Genomic DNA, 22,674 nt, shown 5'->3' on the forward strand with positions numbered 1-22,674 from the left:
GCTGCGGCCTCCGAACGTTCGGTCGGATGCCGCAGCCGGCGGGGACAATGCGATTATCTAAGGGGAAGGGGCGGAATCGGAATACAGGAGGGGCAGGCCCCATGAAGCCGAAGGAGCTCGATCAGGATTTCTCGGTATGCAAGGTGAAGGACTACTCGCTGGTAGACCTTGGCGCAGAGTACTGCTTCATCGGCAAGACGGATGAAGAGAACTCCCTGGTATGCGCCACCAGCGATGTCCCGTCGAACGTTGTTGAGCGAGACGGCTGGTTGAGGGGCTTCCGCATCCAAGGGATGCTGGACTTCCCTCTCATCGGGATACTGGCCGGCATCGCGGAGACGCTGGCGGAGAACGGCATCTCGATCTTTGCCATCTCGACCTACAACACCGACTACGTTCTGGTGAAGAAGGAGAGCTACCAGAGAGCACTGGACATTCTCGAGCGAGCGGGATACGAAATCGTCGAGTGACGGCACCGCCTTCTCCTAGGCAGCGTCTTTGTGGTGCGCCTGCCCCTCACGTAGGAGGACACGAGGGTGTCTCTATATCGTGATGCCCTTTTGATTCGGGGCCACGCGAGCGAGCGGCATGCCTCCACGCACCACGTACTCGACCCAGCCCTGGTAGCGGTCGCCGCCGGAGCCCTGCATGAACTCGGAGAAGGACAACGGCCGTATTCGAACCTCGTCTCCGCGGCCCCGAAACTCCGTCATGACGTCATGCGAGAGGAGCTTCGAGTTGCCCCCCGTCACGCACACGTCGACGTTTCTCATGCGCAGAAGCCCGTTGAGTCTGTTGAGGTATTGGTCATGCCCGATTTCCACGCGTACCTCATCTTGGTTTCCAAGTCGGTTCTATTGAGCAGTTTTGCCGTATGCGGCATTTCTTCTCAATAGAAGTGTCTTGTGCCACAGAGACGCCCGGCTCAAAATGCTGTCACGCTAAACACGTCCCGCTCAAATCACTGCATGCCCCATCTCCGGCCCTACGACCATTGCCGCCTCCCCGTAAACAGTCACGCAGACCATCACATTGCTCGGCCTATCCCCACAACCCCATGTTCGGCATCGCGTACAGCGGGACGTTCCTCATCCAACCCTGCTCACGGTATCCCGAGAGGCTGAAGCGGACGGACCTTATTTTCGGATGAGCGCCCTTGAACGCCCGGAGGCTCTTGGCGCGCAGGTTCTCCTTCGCCTTCACCTCGATGGCATAGACGCTGTTCGCGTTCTGCACCAGGAAGTCAATCTCACCCGAGGAGTTCTCGGCCGACCAGTAGTAAGGGGTGAGCCCGCAGTCTGAGACGAGCTGCTGGCAGACGTACTGCTCGGTGAGGGAGCCCTTGAACTCCTCGAAGATTTCGTTCCCCCCGATGACCGCCTCCTTGTCGAGCCCGGCCATAGCGCCCAGCAGGCCGACATCCACCAGGAAGAGCTTGAACGCCGTGTCGTCGGCGTAGGGGGCGAGCGGGATTCCGGGCTTCGATATCCTGCGGACGAGGGTCGTGATGCCGGCCTGCGTGAGCCATGTGATGCCGGCTTGGTAGTTTCTCGCCCGCGCCCCCTTGGCGATGTGGCTGAACACGAACTTCTTGTTCTCCCTCCCGAGATGGGACGGGATCGACCGCCACGCCGCGAGCGTGTACTCGGTCTCGGCCCTGCTTAGGTGCTTCGAGATGTCGCGCTCGTAGCCGCGCAGAATATCGAGCTGCACTTCGCGAGCATCCTCCAACAGGCCTCGCTCAAGGAAGACGCTCACCGCCTCCGGCATGCCGCCGACGTAGTAGTACTGGCGGAGGAGCGGAATGAGCTTGCTTGAGAAGCTGTTAATAAGGCTGGCATCGCCCGTGTCGACAAGGTCGCAGAGCGTCCGGTTTCCCGTTGCTACAAGAAACTCCCGAAAGCTAAGGGGATAAAGGTCAAGCGTATTCACCTTCCCGACGGGATACCCGCTGCCCTCGTGCACGGTGATGCCCAGAAGCGAGCCGGCTGCCGCCACCGCGTACCCGGGCGCGTCCTCGCAGAAGTACTTGAGGGAGGTGAGTGCCTTGGGGCATGCCTGGATCTCGTCGAAGACGATGAGCGTAGCGCCCTCTGACACCGCCTCCCCCGTCTCAAACTGGATGGCCGCGATGATGCGCGGGATGTCGTAGCCCAGCTCGAACTGCTCGCGCATCCTCGCGTTGTCGTCGAGGCTCACGTACGCGACGTTCTCGAACTGCGTCCTGCCGAACTCCCGGAGCAGCCACGTCTTGCCGACCTGGCGCGCGCCGTTGAGAATGAGCGGCTTGCGACGGGGCCCGTCCTTCCAGGCAACGAGCTCGTTCATGAGGAATCGTTCCACGCTGACCCTCCCTTGAAATGGCTACGGCCTTATTTTCGCAAGATTTAGCGAAAATAAGGCCGTAAAAGAACCAGATTTAGAGAAAATCAGTCGGAACTTTACTCCCACTCAGCGACTAATCCAGTCCGAGTGTTGTCGATACGTGCCGCATCGTACCGCCTAAGGGCTGATTCGTGCGCAATTTGGGCTTAGTTTTTCACAGCAAGTGCAACGAGGCCGATCGGTAGACCTCGTACGGCGTCAGATACCCCAGGCGCTTGCGAGGCCTGCGGTTCAGCTCATCGTACACCCTCTCGACCTCCTCGTCGCTCACGGCGTCCAGGTCGCAGCCCTTTGGGAAGTACTGCCTCAGCAGCCCGTTGGTGTTCTCGTTGGTCCCGCGGTCCCACGGGTGGTGCGGCGGGCAGAAGTAGCACTCGGCCCCGACGGCCTCGGTGAACAGGGCGTGCTCGGCGAACTCCTTGCCCCGGTCCAGGGTGACGGTCTCCACGGCGTGGCCGCGCATCGACTCGACCATCGCCCCCCTCACGTCGCCCTTCCTCTTCGAGGGCGACTTGCGGCCGGCCAGGTAGCCGCTCATGCGGTCGACCATGGTGACGAGGCACGCGCCGCCGGCGCGCCCGGCGACCGTGTCGCCCTCCCAGTCGCCGACCCGCGAGCGGGCGCCCGCCTCGGCGGGCCGCTCGGAGAGCTCGTGCGACACCTTGATCTTCCCGCGCAGCTCGGAGCCGTCCCGGCGCTTCCGCCGCCTGCCGCCGCGCCTCAGCCTCGCCGACGCCCTTCGGCCGCCCACGCAGCGGTCGAGCGCGCCGGAGCCGATCGCGCGGTAGATCGTCGTGTCGCTGACGGCGAGGTCGGGGCGCTCGAGGCGGATGCGCCCCTCCAGCTGCTCGGGCGACCAGCGCCCCTCGAGCACGTGCTCCCTGACGAGCTCGAGCCTCTCGGGGTCGTCGAGCAGCCGCGGCCTGCGGCACGCCTCCCTGCGCGCCTCGTAGCGCCGCTGGGCGGTCGAGGCCCGGTACCAGGGGCGCGCGGTCGACGCGGCGCAGGAGTTGCGCGCGAGCTCCCTGGACACGGTGGACTTGTCCCTGTGGATCTCGCGGGCGATCTCGGAGACGCCCTTCCCCTGCCTGCGCAGGCACATGACGTCCTCGCGCTCCTCGATGGTAAGATGGCTGTACCGGCCCATGGCTGCCTCCTGATGATGTTGTCGTCGCAAGCACCATCGTATCAGGGCGCCATGGGCCGTCCCCATCGGGCGTTGTTGCACTTGGAATGAAAAACTAAGGGCGAATCAGGCCCTTGATTCGCGATTTCGGGAATGCCTGGAGGCGGTGACGACAACGGCTTTGTGCAGGGAATCCCGCCAGCCACGTTAACCCGTCGCCCGCGAAAGACGTCGAACTAGAGAAAAGGACCTATTTCCCGTCATGGATTGGGTTTACCAGCATGACTAGAGCCCTGGTGTAATTGGCTGGATCACCGTTCCGGGAACCGTTATCGACCTACCTGTCCGCCAAGCTCCTTCTTCAGCTCCAGCCTAGTATCTGACTCGCGCCGTTATAAGCGAAAACCGAAGAGATGCGTCTTAGCCAAGAAAATAAGGTTAGCCTTATCTTACTGCATGATTCGTCTGTTATAGTTAGATGATTCTAACTATTTGGGGGCGATAGCCATGCACGAACGCAAGGGCTTCTGGGACAAGAATGCCAGTCGGTACGACCGCTTCATGCGAAAGGACCGGGCGGCGTATGAGCTGATCAGGCCGGTGGTGAAAGCAAAAACCGTACTGGAAGTTACCACCGGCACGGGGCTTATCGCAAAGAGCATCGTGAATGCGGCGGCGCATATCGAGGCTACGGACGCTTCTGCAAAGATGATCCTTGAAACAAGGCGGGACAATCAATCCGCAAAGCTGCACTTTTCCGTACAAGATATGTTCCGCCTGCCCTATGCACAGAAGTCCTTCGAAGTGGTGATCGCGTCCAACGCGCTTCACATAGTGCCGCATCCGGAAAAGGCACTGCAAGAAATCAGACGGGTACTGAAGGACGACGGCGTGCTCATCGCGCCAACCTTCACCCACGCGGGAAACTCGATTTCCGGCAAGGCAAAAGCCTTTTTCATGAGTATGGCGGGATTCCCCCTCCACAGCAGATGGACAAGCGAGGAATACCTACGTTTCCTGCGTCAAAACGGCTGGGCGGTGCGGAAAAGCGCGGTGCTGAAGGCCTCGTTCCCGTTGACCTATGCGAAATGCACGAAATCGGAGGAGCCAGATGTCGTTCTTTGAAAACACCCGCAAGCCCGTGGGCCTCGGCGGAAAACTTATGGTTGCCATGATGAATCTGGGCCACAGCCCTGTGGCGCGGTGGGGACTTCGATTTCTACGACTTGCGCCAAACGCCAAGGTGCTAGATTGCGGCTGCGGCGGCGGGGCAAACATAAAACGGCTGCTGAAAAAATGCCCGCATGGCGTCGTCAAGGGCATCGACTATTCGCCCGTCAGCGTGGAGATGGCTAGAAAGCTCAACCGTACCGCAATTCAGGAGGGGCGTTGCGCCGTTCTGCAAGGCAGTGTGGCGGATATGGTGTTTGAGGATAGCTGCTTCGACGCCGCCACGGCCTTCGAGACCGTCTATTTCTGGCCTGATTTGCCCCGATGCTTCCGTGAGGTCTGGCGGACGCTGAAGCCAGGCGGGACAATTCTTATCTGCAACGAGAGCGATGGCGATACGGATAAGGACGAGAGGTGGACGCGGATCATCGGCGGCATGACCATCTACAAGGACATTGAATTAAAGGCGTGTCTGGAGCAGGCGGGCTTTCACGAGGTGCAGATACGCAAAAAGAAAAGGTGGCTCTGCGTCACGGCACGGAAGTAAGGACACCAAGCACGGGCATTTTTGCATCCATCCTGCACATGGCGATAGGCGTGACGGCCATAGCGGCTGTGCTGGCGGCAATTGTGACAGTTTTATTCACTGAGGAAGAAACCTATGAAATGCATAATTGAGAAAGACACCGTGCAGGAGACGCTGACCCTCCCGCTGTATTCCCGGAAGCTGTGTACGGAGCTGTACCCGAACCTTTACAGGGATGAAACAGCGGTTCGCCTGCTCGACCAGATCGACTACGACTTTTCAGAGGCAGAGAAAAACTCCCGCAGCCTGATGCAGCGCTTTGGTGCGCTGGAGGTGGCCATGCGGCAGGGTGATCTTGCTTTCGAGGTGCGGGATTACCTGAAAGGCCACCCCGATGCGGCGGTGGTCAATCTGGGCTGCGGGCTGGACAACACCGGCAGAACCTGCGACAACGGTAGATGCAAGATCTACAATCTGGACTTCCCGGATGTGATTGCCTTGCGGCAGCAGCTGCTGCCCGCCGAGGATCGAGAACAAAATATCCCCTGCGATCTGAAAGACACCGCATGGTTCGGCAAAATCGATGCCTCCGGCGGGGCGGTGTTCTTTGCCTCCGGGGTGTTCTATTACTTTCTGACCCAGCAGGTCCGGGAACTGGTGCGGGAGATGGCGGACGCTTTCCCCGGCGGCGTGCTGGTCTTTGATGCTGCCAATCGAACGGCAGTAAAGATGATCGCAAAAACATGGCTTAAGACTGCAAAAATCAAGGATGTGGGGGCATATTTTGCGGTTTCGGATGCCGCCAAGGAAATCGGCACGTGGAACAGCCGTCTGCAGGTCACAAGTCGCGGCTATATGCTGGGTTACAACGATTTGAGAGACCCTTCTGTTAGCGGCTTTTTCCGGTTTCTCGCAAGGGTCGGTGACAACGGGATGAAAATGCAAATCGTGAAAATAAGATTTTGAGAGGCAAAAAATGAAGCGCATTCACTTTGACGTTGAAGAAGACGGCTTTTTCGGCGCATATTGGGCGTGCTAGGACACACATACAGCAGCGGGCACGGATTCGATTGAAACCGTGCCCGCTATCTGATACTATATTATTTTATCGAACGTCTGTTCTATTCCCACTCAATAGTTAAAAACTCTCTCTAGTTTGTCCCAGTTTGTCGCAGTTTGTTCTAGTGAATCCTATTTACACCCAGTCTCAAAAAGTGACGAAAATCCATGGGGTCAAATCTGGGTCACGGTTTTCGGGTCAACCGGGGGTGATTTCGTGGGTCACGGTGGGTCACGGCAAGCTGCGAGCAGTACCGAATAGTCGCACGGGTGCTATATGTCAAGGGAGGACAAGGTAGAGAAGCTCTACAAGCCCTTAAAAGGTCCTCCCTTCCTGCATGAACTCGAGGATGTTGGCATGGATGGATGCCGCCAAAACTTCTGTGCATCCGTTATCCAGCAGTTGTCTCTTCTGAAAACTAAGATCAGCCGTTGTAATGACCAAGATTGAAAAACATCTCAAGCGCTTTAATACGGTCGGTTTTGGCGAGGAATCCACCACGAGTCTACCCTTGTTCCTTAGCTATGAATGTTTCAACCCTGGCATCAAGGATCTGTTCGGGGCGAAGGTTATGTTGGTCGATTAGCGTCTCGCATTCCGCCAATCGACCTCTCTCATTAAGCGTTCCATGACTTAGGATCGCAATCAATTGACCAATCGATTTTACAAGCCCGTTAAGCTTATTAAGCGTAAGCACTAATGCTGATTCTGCACTTGCATTCTTGTATGCCAAATTATTTGGATGAACAGATATTGCAAAACAATTCATTTTTGGATACTGAGCTCGTAACCACTCTTTTGCGACCTGAAGCTGTCCATGTTCTTGTTTCGTGAGCGGATTATCCGATAGTTTTTCGTTTTTTGCCTCAAAGGCAAAAGCAATACCCTCTTCTTCAAAAACCCAGGCAACGTCGGGTCCGTCACCGTTATCGTCGTAACGTTTCGAGCTAGCACCAAGGTATTTCCCCAGCAGCTCAAGTTTTGATTCGAATTCTTTTGAATCGCATTGCTCCGATAAGGATTTCAAGTCTGTGTCGAATTTCGTCGACACATCGCTGCTTTTTCGAGTTTGGCGCGAAATGAATTCAATTATCTTTCTTGCTTGCAAGCTAACGTCAGAGTCTGAGCTAGAGAACATGGGCTTAGCAAGTGAACGGTTGAGCCCGTTTGCGCGAGTTTGTAGCTCTCTGGAAGTCTCTACATCGTCATCCGAATAGGCAATTTGAGCTGCCAGGCGGAGGACAAGCCCCTTTACTGAATTGTCTATATTTTCACTATTCGTAAATTGTTTTAGGAGCTCGACAGCTCGACCACTCCTGCCTTTGCGCCATTCGTTTAGCGCTTTTCTTTCACAGAGAGCAAAATCTTCGAGCATGCTGTCGTCAACAAATTCAAAATCGTTGACCTTATCTGCCACATAGCTTGACAAATAGGCTGCAAAATCGGGGTCGTCATTGACTCCCTGGTCGATAACCTCAACGAAGTCTTTTGCTGACTTTACTTCGTTCATAATGCCTTGCCCGCATTCGATTTGGGCTCTTGTTGTAGGGGTCAAGAACACAGCGTGGCGGTTGTCATTAACCCACTCGCAAAGATCGAATCCAATCAAAGCAACGACACAGTAATCACCCGAACCCCTTGTACCTCTGCCCATTGCTTGCTCAATGTTTTGGGCGATTGAGCGGGCATAGACTTTGCTATGGACTAGGATTTTCGACATCAATTTATGGTAATCGGACATCCCCTTGGGGAGGCCTGAGACGACAAGCATACGGCATGCATCGCCTGGCAAGTCAATACCGTTGTATCGATTTGCAAATACAATAGGTGTGTCCAGCTTGCTTGCCTTCAGGGCGTTTACAGCCTGAACAACCTCGCTTCCTTTTACAGCGGGGATTCCCAATTGTTCCCATTGCTTTGCAGTTGCAAAACTCGGTTCGAGGACTACGACGCCCTTTTTGTCTTTCGCAAGGGCAATCATTTTCTCGACGAGCGCGGTTCGAAGCTCTTCTTTTGCCCCAATCTCGAGAACCATCCTCCGCCCTACACCAGCAAGTGTTTTGGGGGAGATGACGTTGATGTCATCTTTCTTGCATCCAAAAGATCTAACGATCGCACTTTCGTCAGCAAACGTTGCAGACATGTACACTCTTCTAGGTGCTTCTTCGAATGTCGGAAACTTCTCCACAAGGGGAAGAATTGGAGTAATTGAGAATCTGTCGCGACTCAGCGTTGCAAGACAGTACTTGAGATCGTCTTTGATGAGATCCCAGCCAAAGCTTATAGAGTTTGCCGTAAGCGTGCCTTTTTCGTTTGACGCTGCGAAATCAGAAATGCTTCGGGCGACCTTCTGTCGATGCTTTTCCCACGCCCAGAATGGGACCTCCAGCACCTCTTCGCCAGCTGTGCGAGCCCCAGAAACGAAATCGTCGAAAGTTGACACCCTATCGATATCATCAAAGCTTGAGCGAAAGAGCGTCGCAACTTCTTGATATAAGCCAGGCGCATCCGATGCATTTACCTCCACCGTGAATGCGCTTCGAACCGAGTCAAAGGAAGAGTGCGCATCATCTATGATGATTACTGAAACTTCCTCGGCTTCGGGTCCTCCTTCCAAGCCGAAGGAGGACTTGCCGTTAAAGAGGGCTTGATAATGGGCAACGAGAATCGTTGAGCCATTTCTGAAATCCGCAGTAAGCGATACTCTTCCGTTATATTCGGAAGCGGGTATTCCAAGTGTCCTTGCTTGTTCGCACACTTGATGGACGAGCTGTTTGTTGTCGACAAGGTACAATGCTCCACGTTTTAGCTCTCGTGCACTAGAGAGGGCAATCAGCAGGCCTATAAGGGTTTTGCCACCTCCCGTATTAAGCTTGATAACGGTGTCTTTCGTTTTTCTGTTAGCAAACCATGCATCAAGTACCTCAGCCTGGCTGCTATGTAAATCATCAAAGGATTGGGGTTTCGGCAGCCTATCGAAAATCTCATCAGGCTTTATGCGCAGCGTAGGGTTCTGCGATGCTGCCATCTTTTTAAAATCAACCATTTGATAGTCCTTAGCTATGCTGTTCGACGTTGCAAATCAGATGTTGCCTGCTTTGACCATTTCATCGCTTCGTAGCTGCAGTTCGATTCTGCCTTGAGGTTCTCAGTTTGTTCCAGGACCTTTTCAGATACCTCTTCAATAGCAAAAACCTCTCTCCAGTTCGTTCTTTTTACGCCCAGTCTCAATAATTGCCGCGAATCCATGGGGTCAAATCTGGGTCACGGATTTCAGGGCGGGGCAGGGCGCTTTTGTGGGTCACGAAAGCTGGCGAGTGGGCTCTCAAGGCGTTTTGATTGCATGGCAAGAGAGAAGCAGTAGACGGGCCCCGTTCCTGCTGCGCGCTTTCCCCAGGCCGGCACCGCCCGTCCGCTTCCGCCCGAGCCTACCGGGCGTCTTCGATCCTGGCGACGAATTCGTTGGCCCACCGAATCGCCTCGTCAACATCCTGGAGCACGGGCAGGCCCTCTGCGAGGGCGGCGTACATCTCGTCCCATCCCTTTTGCTTGGCAATGGCCGGCGGCCAGGCCTGCGCCCGCCTGTAGGAGAAAAGCCTCCGGCAGACGGCCCTCGCAGCCGTAAGGTCAACCTCGGCTCTGGCGTCGATCAGCTGGAGGTCGATGAGATCGCGGGCCCGATCGCCCGGGCCGGAGACGGCGTGGAGCTTCTGGGCGACCTGGTGGTCGAGCGGCATGAGGGGAGCTCTGCCGGGCGCGGGGAACCCCATCGCCTCGAAGAGCTCGTCGGCGTCCGTCAGCTCGGCCCAGTCTGCGGCGTCTGCGTCGCCCATCTCGTTGTGGCCGACTTCGAGCGGCACCGTGCACCAGGGCTTCCCGAGGTAGTCCAGCTTGATGTCATACGGCTGCATGACGTACTGCTCGGGAATCCCATCGGGCGAGGCCGGGTCCCTTTCTACCACGCGGCCGGAGAACCCCTCCCAGCCGGAGCGGAGCCTCGAGTCGAGCTGGGCGGCGTAGGCTGCGGGATCGGTCGCCGTGGCGGTGTCCAGGTCCGTGGTGAACCGCGTGTTCTCCTCGCCGAAGCGCATCTTGAGCGCGCTGCCGCCCTTGACGACCCCGTCGGGGAGCATGCTTGCCACGATCGCGTTCGCCATCACGGTGCGCGCCCTCACGAAGTCCTGGGGCGCGCCCCCGCAGAGCCTGCGTATCGCGTCGTCGAGATGGCGCATGCTGTTGGGCCTCCTCATCGGGCTATCTCCTCCTTGATCCGCTCTTCCTCCTCTTTGGTTATGTAGCCGCGTGCGAGCGCCTCGCTTGCGGCCTCGATGGCCCTGTCGACCCCCATGGTCTTCGAGGCTGCCGCGATGGCGGCCGGCAAGGGCTGGCAGGCGATGCCGTCCAGGTAGACGGGGAGCGTCCCGCCCATTCGCTCCAAGGTGACCCCGGGGCCCAGATTGCGCCGGCAGCGCCTCGGCGACGCGAGACGCATTTTAGTAGGGTCCGTCGGCGCCAGCCCCAGTAGCGCCACAACCGACTCTCCGCAGAGGAAGGCCCCTTCACCCGCCGCCTTCACGGCGATGGCATAGGGCGCCTGCGGCTGCGACGGCCAAATGGGCATGCGGTACACCCCGCGCGCGACGCGCACGAGCTTCCCCAGCTTTTCTTGCTGGACCATCTCCGCCCTGGACATGCCGAGCTCGGCCGCCTCGGCAGAGGTGATTAGGCCGAAGTCGTCTACCGCCTCGTATATGTCGTCGATTTTTGCCATGCCGAAAGTATAGCATATTTACTATACTTTCGACCTATCAAAAGTATGCAGCCCTGTGATGGCGGCTGGCCTAGCCGTAAGGGCGCTGCGGCGGCCGACGCGATGGGCACACGTGCTTACTTTTCCATGCTCTCGTTGCCATACTCGATTATGGGCCTGGCGGCGACCTCGAAGGGAATTCTCTGCTCCCTCACTGCCTGCTTGAGAAACATGTTGATCGCCTGGATGATGCTGATGCCGAGCTCCGTGAAGAGCTTCGCCGCGTCGTCCCTCGTCTGCCTCTCCATGCGTACGGTGACGTTGACCGTCTCCATGCGGACCTCCCTGCCTCGTGTGTGCACAATACGGCGATTGTACGCGCGGCAGGCGGTCTGTCCCTGGAATCCGTCATGGCGTGACCCTACTTCCATACACAAAGATAGCACCCATGATGCAATGCGCCATGGGTGCTATCTATACTGTCATGCACGTGTATTGCACGTATTTTTATTACTCCCACTCGATCGTCGCAGGCGGCTTCGACGTGATGTCGTACGCCACGCGGTTCACGCCGGGAACCTCGGCCACGATGCGGCTCGAGATTCGAGCCAGCACCTCATAAGGCAGCTTCGCCCAGTCGGCGGTCATGGCGTCGCTCGACTCAACGGCGCGCAGAATGACGGGACGCGCATAGGTGCGCTCGTCACCCATAACACCCACGCTCTTGATGTCGGGCAGCACGCAGAAGTACTGCCAGCAGCTGTGCTCACTGTTGCGCTCGCCCGTCAGCTCGAAGAGCCGCGCATTGTAAGCATCGAGCTCCTCGCGCACGATGGCGTCCGCGTTCTTCAGGATCTCGAGCTTCTCCGGGGAGACGGAACCGATGATGCGGATCGCAAGACCCGGGCCGGGGAACGGCTGGCGGTACACGATATGCTCGGGCAGGCCCAGGGCCAAGCCGAGCTCGCGCACCTCGTCCTTGAAGAAATGGTCAAGCGGCTCGATCAGGTCGAAGTGCACGCCATCGGGGAACGGGATGAGGTTGTGATGGCTCTTGATCGTCGAGGCCTTGCCGCCGGTCTTACGTGCGCCGGACTCGATGATGTCGGGGTAGATGGTTCCCTGCGCGAGGTACTTCACCGGGCGGCCATCCAGCTCGAGCTGCTGGGCGACGGCGAAGAATTCCTTCCAGAACTGCGTGCCGATGATGCGACGCTTCTCCTCGGGCTCGGTCACACCGTCGAGCAGCGCGGCGTAACGATCCTCGGCATGGACGTGGATGAAATCGACATCGAACTGCTTGGTGAAGACCTCCTCCACCTGCTCAGGCTCGCCCTTGCGCAGCAGGCCGTGATTGATGAACACGCAGGTCATCTGGCGGCCGATGGCGCGCGCGCCGAGCGCGGCGACCACCGAGGAATCCACACCGCCCGAGAGCGCCAGGATCACGCGGTCATCGCCCACCTGCTCGCGAATCTGCGCGGTCATGGATTCCACCAGGTTGTCCATGGTCCATGTGGGCTCGAGCCCGCAGATATCGAAGAGGAAGTTCGAGAGAATCTGCTGCCCGTACTCGGTGTGGCGCACCTCGGGATGGAACTGCGTAGAGTAGAGCTTGCGCTCCGGGCACTCCATCGAGGCGACAGGGCACACCTCGGTACGCGACGTGACGGTGAAGCCCTCGGGCACGCGGTCCACGGCGTCGCGATGGCTCATCCACACCGTCTGCTCGAGCGGCGTGGCGTTGAACAGCGCGCTCTCGCGCTCGCGCTCGATGGTCGCCGGTCCGTACTCGCCCACCTCGGAATGGGCGACCTCGCCGCCGAGCGTCACGGCCATGATCTGGTGACCGTAGCAGAAGCCCAGCACCGGCAATCCGAGCTCGAAAATCGCGGGATCGATCGATGGGGCGTCCTCGGCGTAGACCGAAGCGGGCCCACCCGAGAGAATCAGCGCCGCCGGCTTAAGGGCGCGCACCTCGTCAGCGGTGATGTCGCAGGGCACGATCTCCGAATACACATGCAGGTCACGGACGCGCCGGGCGATGAGCTGCCCATATTGCGCGCCAAAGTCGAATACGAGCACCTTCTGGTTCACTTGGTCGTTAGCATGCGAAGCCACAGGCATCCCCTCTCGATTGCGCAGCGCCCGCCAAGGGCGCATCATGTCGAACTCGATAATTTTACACGCCCATCGCCCATGAAAGCCCTCGTCACAGCATGAACACGCACAGAGGGACCTGGCACGCCCTACTCTTCAGGCTCCCGCGAGGCCGAGGCGACGACAACCGAATGGATGATGCCGATGGCAACGCCCGCAAGAGCAGGGACCACCCAGCTCAATCCCAGATCCGCCAAGGGCAGCGCGTCGAACGGCAGCCAGATGCCCTGGGCGAACGCATCGCGCACGCTCGCAAGAACGCTTTCGACCGCAACGATCGCCACGACCCACTTCCACACGTAAGGGACGCGATCGACCTGGCGCGCGACGAGCCCCATGAGCACGAGCACGATTGCCGGCGGATAGAGAGCGTTGAGCAGTGGCACCGAGAACGTGATGATCGCGGTAAGGCCGAAGTTCGACACCGCGCACGAGAACACGGCAAAGACAGCTGCCCAAACCTGATAGGGCACCCGTGGGAACGTCTCGGCGAAGTAGCTCGCGCAGCTGCTGATAAGGCCCGTGCACACGTTCAGGCACGCAATGAGGAAGATCGCCGCGACGATGACGGTGCCTGCCGTGCCAAAATGCCCGGTCGCAGCTGCGGTAAGCACTTGCGCCCCGTTGCCGGCGCCCGGCACGAGCGCACCGGTAACCACACCCGCGTACCCCAGACCGCAGTAGATGACGAGCATGAGCACGCCGGCGATCACGCCTGCGCGCGAGATCTCGAAAGCCACGGCGCTTGGCCGCTCCACACCTAAATCGCGCACGTTCAGGGCGATCACGATCCCAAAGCACAAAGCCGCAAGCAGGTCCATGGTCTGGTAGCCGTTGATGAATCCCTGCACGGCAGCGTTTTGGGTATACGGGACGACCGCAGGCTGCGCCGGGGCGAGCGGCGCGATGATGGAGGAGCCCACTACGAGGACGATGAGGATGATGAGTGCAGGTGCAGAGATGCGGCCGAGCACATGGGAGAGCTTACCCGGGCGCAGGGCGAGCGCGAACGCCACCGCAAAAAACACGACGGAGAAAGCCACTGAAACAGCAAGCACCGGGGCGTCCGCAGGCAGCAACGGCACGAGCATCTCAAACGCCGTCGACGAGGTGCGAGGGATGGCGAGGCACGGACCTATGGCAAGGTAGACAAGGATGGCGAAGAGCGATGCATACCAGCCGCTTACCCGCCCCGCCAGATGCTTGAGGTCACCAGCGAGTGCCACGGTCACGATGCCGAGCACCGGAAACCCGATAGCAGTGACAAGGAAGCCTATGAGCGCAGGCAGGGCATCCTGCCCGGCTTGAGCGCCCAGAAGCGGTGGCAGGATGAGGTTCCCCGCGCCGAAGAACATCGAAAAGAGCGTCGCCCCTACCGTGAGAGATGCCCGCGCCGAGAGCCTCTTTCCGTTCGTCATCTCAGGTTCTGACACGTGCATCCCCCTATTTCCGGATACCGCTTACCGCCAGCTCAAAGCTGCCGCCAACCGGTAGCCGCACTACATCTTCACAATCGGTGCAAAGCCCTTCATGAGCTTCTTCACCTGTCCGGTCTTCTCGAACCGGACCTCTATCATATCGCCCGCGACCGAGATAACGGTTCCCGTTCCAAAGGTCTTATGGCGAACGGTATCGCCGGCCGCGAACGTCTCCGCGGCCTTAGCGGCGTCGGGACGGCGCTGCTCAACCGTATGGCTGCTCGCAGCCGATACGCGGCGCTGGCCGGAACCGCTGCCAAACGTCGCCGGCTTGAGACCGGCATCGGGGCTGACGCCGCGATGACGGGTCGCCCCGCCAGCCGATCGGGTATACGAGCCGAATACGTTGCCGCCGTACATTTCCGATCCCACACCGGAACCGTATGTCCCTCGGCGATCGCCGCGCTTCTCCCAGCCGGTCCCCGAGAAACCCGACGACCCCACACCGGTGAACTCGATGTCTTCCTCGGGAATCTCGTTAACAAAGCGCGAACGCGGATTGGCCTGCGTGGAACCATAGGTACGTCGCGTGGCGGCGTAGGTGAGGAATAGCCGCTTGCGGGCACGCGTGATGGCGACGTAGGCAAGGCGCCGCTCCTCCTCCAGCTTAGCCGGATCGTCCGAGAATCCCGCGACGTGCGGGAAGATGCCCTCTTCAAGGCCGGCCACGAAGACCGCGGGGAACTCCAAGCCCTTGGCGGAGTGCACCGTCATCATGGTGATGGCATGGCTCTCCCCCGCCAGCGCATCGAGGTCGCTGCGGAGCGCGAGCCACTCGAGCAACGCGGGCAGCGCCGCGCAGGTGAGCGGACCGTAGGTGCGCTCGATCTCGGAGGCGACCTGAGAGGCATGCTCGGGCGCTACGGGAGCCGCCGCCAGGGTATTGCTCGCGATAAGCCGAGCGAGCGCCGCTTGGGCATCGGTGAGTGCCTCATCGAGCGCCTCTTCCGGGGCGGCTTGCACGCCTGGCATGGCCCGCGTATCCAGCGGCGCTACAGGGGCCACGGCCTCTTGCGCCACGCCGTCCGCGATGCCTGCGGCACGCAGCTCCTCAAAGCTCTCGAGCGTACCCTCGATGTCATCGTGAGTCTCCTCGAACTCTGCGGCGACGCCTAGGAATTCCTGGATGTTCTCGATGCGGCCCTCCGCCTCGACGGTGCCCTCAGCCCGTAGAGCCTGGATGAGACCGCTCTTCTCCACGATGGCTTCGATCACATGCTGGAGCTCGCCGTCCATGCGGCGTCCCTCTCGAACGATATCCACGAAATCGGCGAGTGCGGTACGCGCCTTGGCGCTGAACATGCCCGTCTCGGCGCAAGCGAACTCGCATGCTTGGAAGAACGAGCAACGGTTCTGCCGTGCAAGCCCCTCGATCTTGGCGATAGAGGTCGAGCCGATGCCGCGTCGCGGCGTATTGATGACGCGCTTCACGCTCATCTCGTCTGCGGGGTTCACGATCATCTTGAGATAGGCCATGACATCGCGAATCTCGGCGCGATCGAAGAAGCGCGTCCCGCCCACGATGCGGTAGGGCACGCCAGCGCGCAGGAACATGTCTTCGAGGATGCGCGACTGGGCGTTCGTGCGGTAAAACACCGCGACATCGTCATAGCTCGTGCCCGCGGCATGCAGCTTCTCGATCTCACCAGCGATCCAGCGGCCCTCGTCGCGCTCGTCGGAGGCCTGGTAGGCGCGGATCTTCTCGCCGTCGCCAGCCGCTGTGAACAAGCGCTTGTCTTTGCGGCGCGAGTTGTGGCGCACCACGGCGTTGGCCGCCGAGAGGATGTGCCCCGTCGAGCGATAGTTCTGCTCGAGCTTAACCACGCACGCGTCGGGGAAATCCTGCTCGAAGTCAAGGATGTTCGAGATGTCCGCTCCACGCCAGCTGTAGATGGACTGGTCGTCATCACCCACCACCATGAGATTGCGGTACTTAGCGGCGAGCAGGTTCGCGATCTCGTACTGCACATGGTTGGTGTCCTGATACTCGTCCACGCTGATGTAGCGGAAGCGCTCCTGGTAGCGGTCGAGGACGTCGGGGCGCGTGCGCAGGAGCTCGAGCGCGCGCACGAGCAGGTCGTCGAAGTCCATGGCGTTGGCCGCACGCAGGCGCCGCTCAAGCTCCAGATAGACCTGAGCGGCTTTTTGGTCGGGCGGCGTGTTCGCCAGGCGGCTGAACTCCTCTGGGCCTACCATGGCGTTCTTCGCCGTGGAGATCTTGGAGCGAATCATGTTGATGGGGTATTGCTTCTGCTCTATCCCCAGCGCCTGCATGATGTCGCGCACCATGCGGCGCGAGTCATCGTCATCGTAGATGGTGAACTGGCCGGTATAGCCCAGGAGATCCGCATCCTCGCGGAGCATGCGCACGCACATCGCGTGGAAGGTGCACACCCACATGCCGCGCGTGCCTTCCGGCAGGAGCGCCTGCAAACGCTCGCGCATCTCGGCGGCGGCCTTGTTAGTGAAGGTGATGGCGAGCACCTGCCAGGGGCGCACGCCCAGATCGGCAATCATGTGCGCGATGCGGTAGGTGAGCACGCGCGTCTTGCCCGAGCCCGCGCCGGCGAGCACGAGCAGCGGACCCTCTGTTGTGAGCACGGCTTCTCGCTGCGCGGGGTTGAGCGAGTCGATATCTACGGCGTAGCTGGGCATTCATCCTCCGGGCGATCGCGCGGCGCGCACCGCGCCTTGGTTGCGTTGAGCCCACCTAGTATACTCGCCAACCCGGATAAAGCTATGGAGCGGACGTGCATCGCGATCAACGACGCTCCTCGTACGCCTCCTCACGACGAGCGACCTCGTCGATCAGGATGGTGTCACCGTGCTTGGCGGCAAGTACGGTTGCGAGCATGAAGGCGCCCATGAGCGTGATGTAGCCAAACAGCATCGCGGGCGCGGCGTCCATCACCATACCGGAGAGGATGGGGGTCACTACCTGCGCCGCCATGGAGACGGTGTAGTAGTAGCCGGAGTAGCGTCCCACGCTGTTGGAGTCGCAAAGCTCGAGCAGCATGGGGTATACGCAAAGGTCCACACCGCCCAGCGCGGCGCCCATGAACAGAAACACCACGTAGAAGAGCGGATTGAACCCAGGAACGAGCCAGATGATGGCAGAGCCCGCCACCACCACGGCAGACGTAATGACGGCCATGACCTTGCGGCCGTATTTGAGCGAGAGGTTGGCGATGGGCACGTACGAGAGCAAGCCGCCCGCGATGGTCACGATGTTGATGATGGCGTAGCTGCCTCCCGCCATGCCGAAGAACGCGTCGGCGTAGCGCGAGATGTTCGTGGTCATGGCGTTGTAGCTCATGTAGTAGAAGAAGGTCGCGGCAAGGATCATGATGATGGACATGCGCACGGAAGGATCCGTGACGCGTTGCCTGCCGCCCGCCTCGGGCGAGTCATCGGTATCGATCTCGGCTTCCTCGATGCCCATCTCGAGGCTCTTCTCGTGCATACGCTCAACAAGCTGAGGCTCGCGCACGCGCCAGAAGTACAGGATCGCGGAGCCGATGATGAAGAGCGCCTGTAAGCCGAAGAGCGGCAGGTAATCCGGATGCTCGACGTCCGGCACGAGCAGCGTGATGGCCACGAGCATGACTCCGGTGCCCGCATACCCCACGATCTTCTCGATGGAGTCCGCCTTGGTACGCAGCGGACGCGGCGTGATATCCGCCACGATCGCCACGGTCATGGTCCGGTAGGAGCAGATGGCCACGAGCGTGAGCAAGATCATGGCGATGAGCAGCGGGAAGCTGCGCAGATTGTTCGCCACGGAAATGAGCGGCACCGCGATTGCGGCGACGACCGACCCCGCCATGATGAACGGCGTGCGCCGACCGAACTTGCTGGCACAGCGATCGCTCAGGATTCCGAAGAGCGGAAGCAGGAACAATCCGAACACGTTATCGAGCGCCATGACCACGCCCGTCGTTGCGTTGTCGAGCCCGAAGGTATCCGTGAGCATGAGCGGCACGATGCCGTCGAACACCTGCCAGAAGCTGATCATGCCCATGAAGGGCAACGCAGCAAACGCCACGCTCGCATAATCGAGCCTGCTCGCCGCCTTCACGGCCTTCTTATCTGTCGCCATACCGGATCCTCCCTATGAATAGTTTGGGCAAGTCGATGGAGCTCACCGGCCCGTCCAATCACCCCGTCGAACACGTATACGCCACAGGCAACCGCGGCGCGACCTCGGCAGCACCACGCCGCTTCTACTCCAGCTCGTCGAGATGACGCAGGAACGCAGCGTAGAACTCGATGCCCCGTAGATACACGTCCACCCCGATGCGCTCGTTCTCCGCATGGATGAGCGAACGAGCCTCCCCGGAATACTCGAAGCCGCAGAACCGGTACACGCGGTCGCAGATGGCATTGAACTCCCGCGAATCGGTGCAAGAGTTTTGCACGTACGGCGCGAAGCCCGCCTCGGGATACACGCCCGCCACGCAGCGATGCAGGTAATCGAAGGCGGCGTCGTCCTCGAACGGGCTCACGGGCGCGGGCTCGGTATAGGGGATGGCCTCGTCGACCTCGATTGTCACATGATCCGGGCTGACCCCGCTCGCCGCGCATTCCTCGGCAGCTAGCGACCGGGCGCGCGCAACGGCATCGGCAACGCTCTCGAACGGCGCAACGCGCACGTTGAAGTTCGCACGCGCCACGGGCGGCAGCACGTTATGGGCGTTCGATCCCTCGAGCTGCGTGAGGGCATACGTGGTGCGAAGCATAGCCGCGGTCTCGCCGTTTGCCGCCATGATCTTGGCAACAAGCGGTCGCGTGAGCCAGAGGTTCGAGAACACGAGGCGATAGAGCACGTTGCTGCGGCTCGCGAGCTCAGCCAGCGTCGCATCGAGCGCCTCCGTGAAGCACGGCATGCCCGGATTTGCCGCGATGCGCTCGCATACGCGGGCGAGCAGACGCGGAGCGTCCGTGTCCTTGGGCGTGGAGGCATGGCCGCCGTCGGCGGAAACCGTAACCGATAGGTCGACGTGCCCCTTCTCCGACACGCCCACCATCGCGACGGGCACCTTCACCCCCAACGGCGTATCGCCGGCGACCGCCCCGCCCTCATCGAGCACCATATAGGGACGGATGCCGCGGTCGCGCAGCCATGCAACGGCATCGCGCGCAGCCGGTCCGCTCACCTCTTCGGCATTCGAGGAGAAGAACCACACGTCACGCGGCGGCACGTAGCCCTGACCGATCAGGTGCTCGGTTGCCTCGAAGAAAGCACCGATGATGCATTTGGTGTCGAGCGATCCGCGCGCCCAGATCTCGCCATCGATGACCTCGGCACCAAAGGGATCGTGCTCCCATTGCTGGCCTTCGACGGGAACCACGTCGTGATGCGCCATCATCAGGACCGGGTCGAGCGCGGAATCGGCGCCCGGCCAGCGCAGCAGGATGCCGAACTCGTCTACCAGGATGAGCTCGCAGGCATCGAACGTCAACGGATACAGGCGGCGCAACGTGGGGACCCAGCGTTCGAAGGGCTCGCGGTCCACGAGTGCGGGGTCATCACGCGATACCGTGGGAATGCGGAGCAGTTCCTGGAAACGCTCGATCGCCCCGTCGCCCGCCGTGAACCCATCAGATCCCAAAGGGCTGCCCTTGGGACGCGACGGCTTCATGCGAGCCGCGCGCAGCGCACATGCCGATGTAAGCGAGCCCGCCGCCATACCGACAACCGTCGCCGCGATTTTTCCAACCGTCCGAGCGCGCATACGCCGCTCCCCTCATCGTGCCCGCGCCGCGCACGGGCCCATCAGCTTTGCAATACCAGTATCATAGACCTATAAGTAGCGACGCAGCCCCCGCGTCGCCGATCGCAAGAAGGGAAGCCACCCATGCTGAAAACACCCACCCCGCATAACGCAGCAAAAGCCGGCGATATAGCAAAGACCGTCCTCATGCCCGGAGACCCGCTCCGTGCGCGCTACATCGCCGAGAAGTACCTCGATGACGCGCGCTGCGTCAACGAGGTGCGCAACATGCTCGCCTTCACCGGCACCTACCAGGGCAGCCCGGTAACCGTGATGGGCCACGGCATGGGCATGCCGAGCGTGGGCATCTACTCCTACGAGCTCTACAACTTCTACGACGTCGACGCGATCATCCGCATCGGCTCCGCTGGCGCCTACGCCGACGAGGTCGAGCTGCGCGACGTCATCGCCGCCCAGGGCGCCTGCACCGACTCGCGCTACGTCCACCAGTTCAACCTGCCCGGCGACTTCGCCCCCATCGCGAGCTACGACCTGCTCGAGTGCGCCGTTGCGGCCGCCCGCGCCCAGGGCGTGCCGATCCGCGTGGGCAACGTGCTCTCGAGCGACGTCTTCTACGACGAGGACCCCTCCTGCGCGCTCGCCTGGAAGAAGATGGGCGTGCTCGCCGTCGAGATGGAGGCGGCCGCGCTCTACATGAACGCCGCGCGCACCGGCAAGAAGGCGCTCTGCCTGCTCACCGTCTCGGACAAGCCGCTTACCGGCGAGGGTCTCTCCGCCGAGGAGCGCCAGACGAGCTTCAACCACATGATGGAGATCGCGCTCGCCGTCGCCGCGAACGGGGCGTAAAAGCCCCGGTGCCCCCAGCGCTCGCGCACAACCTGCTCGATTGGAGAAACCATGCCCGCATCGCCGCGGTTCCGCCGCGTCCTCGTCATCGTCATCGATTCCATCGGCGTGGGCTTCGCGCCCGATGCCGACCGCTATAAGAGCGCCGGCGCCGATACGCTCGGCCATATGGCGGAGTTCTTCGCAAGCGAGCTCGGCCGGCCGCTTGCCATCCCCAACATGGCGCGGCTCGGCATCGCGCGCACGCACCCGGGCGGGCTGGCGGGCGTTCCGGTGCCCGAGCGCGTGGCCGGCGCGCACGGGCGCATGCAGGTCACGAGCTTCGGCAACGACTCGCTCGACGGGCACTGGGAGATGATGTGCCTGCCTGCGCGCTTCCACGTCGACTACTTCCCCGAAGGATTCCCGCAAGAGCTACTTGAGAAGCTCGAGGGGTTCTCCGGACGCGGAATCCTCTGCAACAAGCCCTATTCCGGTACGCAGGTCATCTACGACTACGGTGAACGCCAGCTTAAGACCGGCGAGCTCATCGTTTACACCTCGGGCGACTCCGTCCTGCAGATCGCCGCGCACGAGGACGTCATCCCGCTCGACGAGCTCTACCGCATCTGTGCCTACGCGCGCACGCTCGTGAACGGGCCCGAGATCACCATGGGTCGCGTCATCGCCCGCCCGTACGTGGGCACCTGCAAGGAGGACTTCACCCGCACGGCGAACCGGCGCGACCTGGGGCTCGAGCCCACCGGCCCCACAGCGCTCACCGCACTGCAAGATGCAGGGCTCGATGTCATTTCGGTGGGAAAGACCTGGGACCTCTTCTGCGGGCAGGGCTTCGACCGCTCGTATCACAACGAGAGCAACATGGACGGCATGGACCACGTCGACGAGGTCATGGCCGATGACTGGCAGGGCCTGTGCTTCACCAACCTGGTGGACTTCGACGCCATGTACGGGCATCGGCGCAATGCCGCTGGCGATGGCGAGGCCCTGGAGGCCTTCGACGAGCGTCTAGGTCATGTGATCGAGGCGATGCACAGCGACGACCTGCTCGTGGTCACAGCAGATCATGGAAACGACCCGACCTACCAAGGAACCGATCATACTCGCGAGCTTGTCCCGCTACTCGTGTGGTCGCCTTCGATGCACCCAGGCGGCGTCGACCTTGGGCTGCGGACCACCTGCTCGGATCTCGGGGCGACGATCCTCGAAAACTTCGGTGTACCCGACATGGGGGAGGGAACGAGCTTTCTACCCCGCCTTTCGTAGCCGCTTTGCCGCGTTTCAAGTCGGCGGTCGAGAATGACCGGCGTACAGCAGATTTCACTGCTGATGATGCACTCCAAAGCGATGGCAAAAATGATTCAAGACAGGTTACGGTGATCGTTTGCGGAATCAGCAAATACACAAGTGATGCCGCAGGCATTTCCGCAGGATTATG

The 22,674-nt window shown here is 60.5% G+C and carries 18 protein-coding genes; 6 read left to right on the forward strand and 12 right to left on the reverse strand.

The features are described from left to right. Positions 1–101: 101 nt before the first annotated feature. Entirely contained in the window at positions 102–470 is a 369-nt protein-coding gene (locus C1717_RS08135; protein ID WP_102372696.1) for an ACT domain-containing protein, read from the forward strand. A 72-nt stretch (positions 471–542) separates the two neighbouring features. On the opposite strand, the gene C1717_RS08140 is transcribed toward C1717_RS08135, so the two are convergent. From C1717_RS08140 to C1717_RS08150, 3 genes are all read right to left on the reverse strand, one after another. Further along, positions 543–824: an AAA family ATPase gene (locus tag C1717_RS08140; RefSeq protein ID WP_281255280.1), complete on the reverse strand. Its 282-nt coding sequence runs from the start codon at positions 822–824 to the stop codon at positions 543–545. Between the two features lie 217 nt (positions 825–1,041). Beyond that, positions 1,042–2,343 carry an ATP-binding protein gene (locus C1717_RS08145; protein ID WP_102372697.1) on the reverse strand — a complete coding sequence of 434 codons (1,302 nt, stop codon included), beginning with the start codon at positions 2,341–2,343 and terminating at the stop codon, positions 1,042–1,044. A gap of 196 nt (positions 2,344–2,539) precedes the next feature. Then, positions 2,540–3,532, reverse strand: a complete 993-nt coding sequence (locus tag C1717_RS08150; RefSeq protein WP_102371457.1) for an IS30 family transposase — start codon at positions 3,530–3,532, stop codon at positions 2,540–2,542. Between the two features lie 486 nt (positions 3,533–4,018). Here C1717_RS08150 and C1717_RS08155 point away from each other — a divergent pair, with 486 nt between their 5' ends. The 3 genes from C1717_RS08155 to C1717_RS08165 all read left to right on the forward strand — a co-directional run bounded on the left by C1717_RS08155 (position 4,019) and on the right by C1717_RS08165 (position 6,173). Continuing rightward, entirely contained in the window at positions 4,019–4,636 is a 618-nt protein-coding gene (locus tag C1717_RS08155; protein WP_102372698.1) for a class I SAM-dependent methyltransferase, read from the forward strand. Further along, entirely contained in the window at positions 4,623–5,228 is a 606-nt protein-coding gene (locus tag C1717_RS08160; protein WP_102372699.1) for a class I SAM-dependent methyltransferase, read from the forward strand. The genes C1717_RS08155 and C1717_RS08160 overlap by 14 nt, the downstream gene beginning before the upstream one ends. Before the next feature lie 114 nt (positions 5,229–5,342). Beyond that, a complete protein-coding gene (locus C1717_RS08165) occupies positions 5,343–6,173 on the forward strand; it encodes a class I SAM-dependent methyltransferase (protein ID WP_102372700.1) in 831 nt (276 codons plus the stop codon). Between the two features lie 599 nt (positions 6,174–6,772). On the opposite strand, the gene C1717_RS08170 is transcribed toward C1717_RS08165, so the two are convergent. From C1717_RS08170 to C1717_RS08210, 9 genes are all read right to left on the reverse strand, one after another. Further along, positions 6,773–9,313, reverse strand: a complete 2,541-nt coding sequence (locus C1717_RS08170; protein ID WP_102372701.1) for a DEAD/DEAH box helicase — start codon at positions 9,311–9,313, stop codon at positions 6,773–6,775. Between the two features lie 382 nt (positions 9,314–9,695). Continuing rightward, on the reverse strand, positions 9,696–10,499 hold the full coding sequence (locus C1717_RS08175; protein ID WP_245859577.1) for a nucleotidyl transferase AbiEii/AbiGii toxin family protein: 804 nt from the start codon (positions 10,497–10,499) through the stop codon (positions 9,696–9,698). Positions 10,500–10,513: 14 nt separating this feature from the next. Further along, positions 10,514–11,038 carry a type IV toxin-antitoxin system AbiEi family antitoxin domain-containing protein gene (locus C1717_RS08180; protein WP_102372703.1) on the reverse strand — a complete coding sequence of 175 codons (525 nt, stop codon included), beginning with the start codon at positions 11,036–11,038 and terminating at the stop codon, positions 10,514–10,516. Positions 11,039–11,154: 116 nt separating this feature from the next. Beyond that, positions 11,155–11,352: a type II toxin-antitoxin system RelB/DinJ family antitoxin gene (locus tag C1717_RS08185; RefSeq protein ID WP_180965892.1), complete on the reverse strand. Its 198-nt coding sequence runs from the start codon at positions 11,350–11,352 to the stop codon at positions 11,155–11,157. A 175-nt stretch (positions 11,353–11,527) separates the two neighbouring features. Then, complete coding sequence (gene guaA, locus C1717_RS08190; RefSeq protein ID WP_102373100.1) at positions 11,528–13,114, reverse strand: glutamine-hydrolyzing GMP synthase; 1,587 nt, start codon at positions 13,112–13,114, stop codon at positions 11,528–11,530. 152 nt (positions 13,115–13,266) lie between these two features. Further along, on the reverse strand, positions 13,267–14,610 hold the full coding sequence (gene brnQ, locus C1717_RS08195; RefSeq protein ID WP_342745804.1) for a branched-chain amino acid transport system II carrier protein: 1,344 nt from the start codon (positions 14,608–14,610) through the stop codon (positions 13,267–13,269). A 66-nt stretch (positions 14,611–14,676) separates the two neighbouring features. Beyond that, positions 14,677–17,310 carry an ATP-dependent helicase gene (locus tag C1717_RS08200; protein WP_102372706.1) on the reverse strand — a complete coding sequence of 878 codons (2,634 nt, stop codon included), beginning with the start codon at positions 17,308–17,310 and terminating at the stop codon, positions 14,677–14,679. 106 nt (positions 17,311–17,416) lie between these two features. Further along, on the reverse strand, positions 17,417–18,754 hold the full coding sequence (locus C1717_RS08205) for an MFS transporter (protein ID WP_102372707.1): 1,338 nt from the start codon (positions 18,752–18,754) through the stop codon (positions 17,417–17,419). A 124-nt stretch (positions 18,755–18,878) separates the two neighbouring features. Beyond that, a complete protein-coding gene (locus C1717_RS08210; protein ID WP_102372708.1) occupies positions 18,879–20,390 on the reverse strand; it encodes a M20/M25/M40 family metallo-hydrolase in 1,512 nt (503 codons plus the stop codon). Positions 20,391–20,513: 123 nt separating this feature from the next. Between C1717_RS08210 and deoD the strand changes: the two genes are divergently transcribed. After that, positions 20,514–21,236 (forward strand): purine-nucleoside phosphorylase, encoded by a 723-nt coding sequence (gene deoD / locus C1717_RS08215; protein ID WP_102372709.1) that lies wholly within the window; start codon positions 20,514–20,516, stop codon positions 21,234–21,236. 51 nt (positions 21,237–21,287) lie between these two features. Next, positions 21,288–22,502, forward strand: a complete 1,215-nt coding sequence (locus C1717_RS08220) for a phosphopentomutase (RefSeq protein WP_102372710.1) — start codon at positions 21,288–21,290, stop codon at positions 22,500–22,502. The last annotated feature ends 172 nt before the right edge of the window (positions 22,503–22,674 follow it).

Origin of the sequence: Enorma phocaeensis, from assembly GCF_900186505.1 — a bacterium.
Lineage (GTDB): Bacteria > Actinomycetota > Coriobacteriia > Coriobacteriales > Coriobacteriaceae > Enorma > Enorma phocaeensis.